This window comes from Acidovorax sp. LjRoot204, assembly GCF_056175785.1.
In genome coordinates this window covers 1-1,404 of the sequence record NZ_JBGFFF010000338.1, presented here as the reverse complement: position 1 = coordinate 1,404, position 1,404 = coordinate 1, and the positions used below count along the sequence as shown (strand labels likewise).

The following is a 1,404-nucleotide window of genomic DNA, read 5'->3' as shown; positions in this document are numbered from 1 at the left end:
GTGCTGGCCTGCACCCGGCCCGCCAACGAAGCACCCACCGAGGCTGACAACAAGGTCGACGCCCACGCCCTCTCGCGCGCCGGCGGCGACCTGCTCGCCAGGGTGCTGGCCATGGCGCCGCTCCAGCGCGTCGGCATTGCCGGCGGCGACACCTCGAGCCACGCCGTGCAGGCACTCGACGCCTGGGGGCTTTCCTATGTGGCCGACATGGGCGCCGGCGCGTCGCTCTGCCGCGTGCACAGCGACGATGCCGCGCTGGATGGCATGGAGATCATGCTCAAGGGGGGCCAGATGGGCTCGGAGGATGTGTTCGAGCGGCTGGTGCGTGGCTAAGGCCGCAGCCATCCATCGCAGCGCCGCCCAGTCATTGCAACAAAACAATTCAATAGTAATAGCCGCCTTACAGCAACCACGTTGCAATTGTCAAACACTTTGAAATACAGACCCAAAAGTTCTAATTTCCAGCTAAGTTTCCGGCTGTAACGCCGAAACGGCCTCGATCCCACCTTGCGCCACCTGCTCCGCCTCCCCTGTTTTAGGTACTGTTTCCCTCTGTGAAGTGGTACCATCGGGCCGTTGACTAGGGTAACAATGCGCAATCGCCGGTTACTATCGGTTGTCGACGCTGTCGCTCACTTCCAAGCTTCATCCGAACGGGGAAAAACTCAATGAAACATAGTCACCTGATCGCAGCCATGGCTCTTGCAGCCCTGGCCTCTGCGCCGGCCCTTGCACAACAACTGCCTGTGCCCCCGACAACCGCGGCCGATGCCGTGCGCGCAGCCGGCGGTGGCGGCCTGACCACCCAGCAAATCGGTGCGGCAGCTGGCGGCGGCGTGCTGTTGGCAGCGGCCCTGGGCGGTGGCGGCGGCGGCGGTGGTGGCGGTTTCATCATCCCCGGTGGCCCTGGCGGCACTGGCACCACCGGTACCACCGGCACCAGGTAATGATCGGAGCCCTCCGCAAGGGGGGGTTCCCAGCGAGATTCCAAAGCACCGCCAGCGCGGTGCAAAAACTAGGATGTTGCGTACTCGCATCATCCTTTTTTTTGGGCGGATGCTCCTCGGGCTCCTCGGCAATGCTTGCCACGGCCCGGCACCTCTACAACAACAACGCCTCGCCGTCGGACTCCCACACATTCCGTCCGGAATTCAGCTATTTGCGTGCCACCTTCGAAGGCCGCACCGTGTTTCTTGTGCTCGGATACGTCGACCCCCATCCCGAAGGTCCTACAGAGGTCTGGTACAGCGCCTCGGGTGAAACGGTGCGCCTGCGCCACGGGCGCCTTGTGGCCACCGCCGGCCTCACGACCGACTGGCGCGCCGTGCGCCTTGTCAACGCGCCCGCCTGGCCCTCTGCCACCGCCGCCGAAAGCACGACGACAGCAACAACACGCTTCCAGCG

At 64.2% G+C, this 1,404-nt stretch carries 3 protein-coding genes; all 3 read left to right on the top strand.

Translation table 11 applies throughout. The annotated features are described in order from the left end of the window. Positions 1–333, top strand: a 333-nt coding sequence (locus tag AC04MI_RS25155) for a nucleotide-binding domain containing protein (protein WP_476499043.1), incomplete at its 5' end; no start/stop codon positions are given. A gap of 335 nt (positions 334–668) precedes the next feature. Beyond that, complete coding sequence (locus tag AC04MI_RS25150; protein ID WP_155247780.1) at positions 669–947, top strand: hypothetical protein; 279 nt, start codon at positions 669–671, stop codon at positions 945–947. Between the two features lie 131 nt (positions 948–1,078). Further along, positions 1,079–1,404, top strand: a 326-nt coding sequence (locus tag AC04MI_RS25145; RefSeq protein WP_476499042.1) for a YjbF family lipoprotein, incomplete at its 3' end; no start/stop codon positions are given.

Excerpts from the sequence above, each read along its gene's own strand:
- AC04MI_RS25150 (WP_155247780.1), top strand. The coding sequence starts at position 669 with ATGAAACATAGTCACCTGATCGCAGCCATGGCTCTTGCAGCCCTGGCC.